Below are 3927 nucleotides of genomic sequence, written 5' to 3'. Positions count from 1 at the left end.
CCTCAAACACAAGATCATTAGGATCATGGTCGATGTCGAAATCATTCAGGGAAACGGCTTCCCCTCCGCAGCGAAAACAGTTCCAGATATTGTCAGTGTCAGGTTCGCAGAGAACGTCATTGCAGCTTGAGACTTCTTCCAGAAAATCTCCTCCGAAGCTTACCCTCCAGTCCTGGGTAACAGTAGCGGTGGTGATGAATTCGCGGCCTCCGCAGCAAGGACAGATCATGTTAGGCTGATTCGTTTTTTTACTCATAATATTTTTCTCCTTTCGTTGTTTGAATTCATGGATAAAATGCATTACACCGGAATTAATGAAAATTTCGTACTGAAAATTACCTTTTTCGTTTTTTGTCATACTGGATGAAAAAGAGGAGGAAAATGATGGTTCGAAATGATATAAAAAAGAGTTTGGGGGTTACCAGACCCCGGGGTATTTTGCTGTAAAAGTATGTAACCTGTTGAAGGATAAGCTGAAGATAAGTCCTGCTGTCGTCATTGATCCCGACATGTGGAGTCGGAAATTTTCTAAAAGCAGCATTAAATGTTTTCGATAATGTAAAAAGAAGCGGTGGGAGTGGAGATCAACAAAGAGTATTGTGGTAAATGCAGAGAACGTATCAGGGATCCGCGGCTTGGCGTAACCCATGGGAATTTCTTCTCATATGAAGTAACAAAGCATCTCAAGGATGAAACGCTTTTTATCGGAAACCCACCCTGGGCAATGAATGCAAACCTGAAATTCAACCTTCCACAAAAGGTCAATTTTAAAGGTCTGAGCGGGACGAATGCACTGACCGGAGCCAGCAACTTCGATATCTGCGAATATATCATCCTGAAGCTGATCGAAGGATCGTATTGGGAAAAATGTGAGTATCGCCATGCTCTGCAAAACATCCGTAGCCAGGAATGTGCTGCTTGAACTGGACAGAAACGATGTCCCTGTTGATCTTGTCAGGATGTATACGTTTGATTCCTTAAAGGTGTTCCGTATCAACGCCTCTGCCTGCCTTCTGTATATAAAAATGTCCACAGATGATTCCAAATGCCGTAACTGTGAGGTATATGATATCAATTACCCTGATCACGTTTGCGAAATCATTTCATTTAAAAACGGGCGGCTGTGTTCTGTAAAAGAAGATGTCCCTGACCTTGAAGGAAAATGCTGTTTTGAGTGGAGGCAGGGTGTCAAACATGACTGTGCCCGTCTGATAGAATTGGAAAAGACGGGAGAATCCTGTTATTGAAACAAAAATAAAGAAACTGTCGAGCTGGAGGATGCTTTAATCTATCCGCTGATCAAAAGCAGCTCTTTCAAGACCCCTGTCATCCATGACAGATTTAAAAAATACGTTCTCGTGACACAGAAAAAACCGAGGGAGGAAACGGAGTATATCAAAGAGCTTGCTCCGCAAACGTGAAAATACTTAAATGACAGGAAAACAGTGTTTGACAGCAGGAAGAGCAGTATTTATACTGGAGCTCCGGCGTTCAGCATGTTTGGGGTAGGTGAGTATTCCTTTGCAAAATATAAGATTGGGGTTTCAGGATTTTATAAAAAACCGTTATTTTCACTTCTGTACAGTGAAAAGCCAGTCATGGTGGATGACACTTCCTATTTCCTGCCTTTCGATAACTATGCGGATGCGTATACCTGTATGCTTATGTTAAACAGTGAGAAGGTGCAGAAATTCCTGCTCAGTATATCCTTCCCGGATGCAAAAAGGCCCTTTACCAAAAAAGTCCTCAAGAGGATCGACCTTAAAAAATGTGCAGAAAACATTTCCTTTGAGGAACTGGTCAAAACGGAAAAAAGGCTGAATCTGCCAGGTTCTATAACCGCAGGGATGTATGATGCTTTCTCAGGACATATTTGGGAGCAAAACAAAACGATGCTATTTTCATGAATATCATAGTTTCTACATATTGCAGTCGTATTTTTTGTGAAAGGAGTTTTCCATGACAGTACGAGAAGAACAAGGAAATTTGAAACAAACGGTCTATATTACTTCTGACAGAAAGAGGTTTCGTGACAGGAGCGAAGCAGACGTGCATGAAAAATACCTGGGATTGGCCCAAAAAGTACAGCAGCTTGGCATTAAGGAAAATAACGGGGCATATTACTGCGAGACAGAAAAACAGTTTAACACAGTGCTTCTCATGCTGATGTACCAAAAAGGTTTCTACAACTGGAAAAAGCAGAAATGGACACCAATGGAATCCGATTGCAGTTTTGAGGCAAAAGGATGGTATCGGTTTGAGGCAAAAGAAATGCTCATACGCCACAAAAGCGTATGAGCAAAGATCAGACCAGAAGAGCATATTTCAATTCATCTTCATCCAGAAGGATCTCCGGATGGCTGGTAAGCTTCCATGCTTCCTCCTGAATCTCCCTTACAAGGGACGGATTTCCGTGGTGATCCAGGAGCCTTCTTGCCATACGGAACAGATTCGTCTGTTTCTGTTCTGCAAGAAAATACAGGGATTCTTTGATCTCCTTTAATTTTCTGGCATCTTCCTCCTGTTTTCCCAGGTTACAGATCTGTCTTGCAAGATTTTCGGATCACGATCTTTCCGGGATGTCTCTGAAGATAAGCTTTCCGGTATTTTTGATTGACAGCACATGCTCCAATGCCGGAGCAGCATCCGGCGAGCTGACGGTCTGAACAGGTCATAATTTTCTCCATTTACGTTTTCAATATTTCAAATGAAATATGAAGATCAAAAAGATTTATGAAAAAATCATTTTGCAATGAGATTTTTTGTTTTTACCATCTTTTTTGCATGGTAGATGCAGAGAGGAGGTGAGAGATATGTTCGATTGGATGTATGCGACTAACATCAGCGGTCTGTGGTGGATGTGGTGGCTCCACTGATCAAAAATGAACTGTCGGGAAACAGATAGTTCCAAAGCAGGGAGGGTAAGATTCACAACGAGTCATTCCTTCCCTGAAATTTATCCGAAAAATGGCTAATAACAACCATCTTTCTCTCCGTTAGACAATTTTTTTTTTTTTGCTGTTATTTTTTCATGTTCTATTTTATAATAAAAACACGAAAGGAGATAAAACATGGAAAAAAAATATGAGGTAAAAGATAAGGAGGATTCTATTAAAAACTTTTTCTTGCAATATGCAGATCGTTTAAATTCAGAGGTAAATTACGAATTGCGCAAGAAAAAAAGAGATATCCCAGATGATGTTTTTGGAACATTATACGCAATCATGCCAGATGCTGTACTTAGCACAATGAACAGCTGGTGTGTTTTCCCGAAATTTTTTTCTAAAGAATATCATTTCGAAGTATACTTATCAAATAAGGAACAGCAGAATTATCTAGGGATATATACTGTAAAAGCATACAGTAGAGACATCGCATACGAAAGAGCTTTAACACTTGTCTCCGATGAACTAAAGAGTTCTATGCCAAATATGAAATTCGTGGATGATGTGAAGAAACTGCTTGTCATAAAATCCGCGGATAAGACATGGGTTTCAACAGAATGTACTTCAGAAAAAGAAGTTTGCGTTCACCATGATACGTTCGATGAAGCCTGGGCTTATGTAGAACGGAAAGCTCGTGATATTGTATCTTCATACTGTAAAGAGAACTCTGAGGTAGCTGAGGTAGGGGTATGCTCTCGTAAGGATCTGGAAAAGAAAAGCGGATATATCCGCCTACATTTTCCAGATACTGATTCTTATACCTATTTGTATGTCAAGGAGGAAGAGTAATGTTTTTTGATGGGAACATTAAATGACTACCTCATTACATGCGAAAGCCGTTACATGTTGGGACACCTGACGTGTAACGGCTTTTTTGCCTCTTTCTTATTGGTGCATTTTGTAATCTTTGTCCTTTTCTATCAGTTTGAGCATGATCTTTCCCCATTTCGGGTTAAACTGGGTTCCAAGACCTTTCTCGATT

8 protein-coding genes are annotated in these 3927 nt (G+C 40.4%); 5 read left to right on the top strand and 3 right to left on the bottom strand.

Annotated features, from left to right (window positions below; all coding sequences use genetic code 11):
- The coding region (locus tag AC075L_RS08155; RefSeq protein WP_476387527.1) for a hypothetical protein at positions 1-256 on the bottom strand (256 nt) is incomplete at its 3' end.
- Positions 257-577: 321 nt separating this feature from the next.
- Between AC075L_RS08155 and AC075L_RS08150 the strand changes: the two genes are divergently transcribed.
- From AC075L_RS08150 to AC075L_RS08135, 4 genes are all read left to right on the top strand, one after another.
- Entirely contained in the window at positions 578-922 is a 345-nt protein-coding gene (locus tag AC075L_RS08150; RefSeq protein ID WP_476387526.1) for a hypothetical protein, read from the top strand.
- Complete coding sequence (locus AC075L_RS08145) at positions 882-1247, top strand: hypothetical protein (protein ID WP_476387525.1); 366 nt, start codon at positions 882-884, stop codon at positions 1245-1247. The genes AC075L_RS08150 and AC075L_RS08145 overlap by 41 nt, the downstream gene beginning before the upstream one ends.
- A gap of 249 nt (positions 1248-1496) precedes the next feature.
- Positions 1497-1907 (top strand): hypothetical protein, encoded by a 411-nt coding sequence (locus tag AC075L_RS08140; protein ID WP_476387524.1) that lies wholly within the window; start codon positions 1497-1499, stop codon positions 1905-1907.
- Positions 1908-1959: 52 nt separating this feature from the next.
- On the top strand, positions 1960-2298 hold the full coding sequence (locus tag AC075L_RS08135; protein WP_476387523.1) for a hypothetical protein: 339 nt from the start codon (positions 1960-1962) through the stop codon (positions 2296-2298).
- 7 nt (positions 2299-2305) lie between these two features.
- Here the strand turns inward: AC075L_RS08135 and AC075L_RS08130 are convergent, their stop codons facing one another.
- Positions 2306-2440 (bottom strand): hypothetical protein, encoded by a 135-nt coding sequence (locus tag AC075L_RS08130; protein ID WP_476387522.1) that lies wholly within the window; start codon positions 2438-2440, stop codon positions 2306-2308.
- A gap of 94 nt (positions 2441-2534) precedes the next feature.
- A complete protein-coding gene (locus AC075L_RS08125) occupies positions 2535-2675 on the bottom strand; it encodes a hypothetical protein (protein WP_476387521.1) in 141 nt (46 codons plus the stop codon).
- A gap of 396 nt (positions 2676-3071) precedes the next feature.
- Here AC075L_RS08125 and AC075L_RS08120 point away from each other — a divergent pair, with 396 nt between their 5' ends.
- Positions 3072-3734 carry a hypothetical protein gene (locus AC075L_RS08120; RefSeq protein ID WP_476387520.1) on the top strand — a complete coding sequence of 221 codons (663 nt, stop codon included), beginning with the start codon at positions 3072-3074 and terminating at the stop codon, positions 3732-3734.
- Positions 3735-3927: the final 193 nt, after the last annotated feature.

It is taken from the genome of Blautia sp. ZXY-1-B12 (assembly GCF_056339915.1).
Note: the sequence above shows the minus strand (reverse complement) of the source record. Positions and strands in the feature narration are given on the sequence as shown.

Bases quoted from the DNA above. Each gene is read 5' to 3' on its own strand.
- AC075L_RS08125 (WP_476387521.1), bottom strand. From the start codon at position 2,675: ATGACCTGTTCAGACCGTCAGCTCGCCGGATGCTGCTCCGGCATTGGA.
- AC075L_RS08140 (WP_476387524.1), top strand. From the start codon at position 1,497: ATGTTTGGGGTAGGTGAGTATTCCTTTGCAAAATATAAGATTGGGGTT.
- AC075L_RS08120 (WP_476387520.1), top strand. From the start codon at position 3,072: ATGGAAAAAAAATATGAGGTAAAAGATAAGGAGGATTCTATTAAAAAC.
- AC075L_RS08135 (WP_476387523.1), top strand. From the start codon at position 1,960: ATGACAGTACGAGAAGAACAAGGAAATTTGAAACAAACGGTCTATATT.
- AC075L_RS08130 (WP_476387522.1), bottom strand. From the start codon at position 2,440: ATGGCAAGAAGGCTCCTGGATCACCACGGAAATCCGTCCCTTGTAAGG.
- AC075L_RS08145 (WP_476387525.1), top strand. From the start codon at position 882: ATGCTCTGCAAAACATCCGTAGCCAGGAATGTGCTGCTTGAACTGGAC.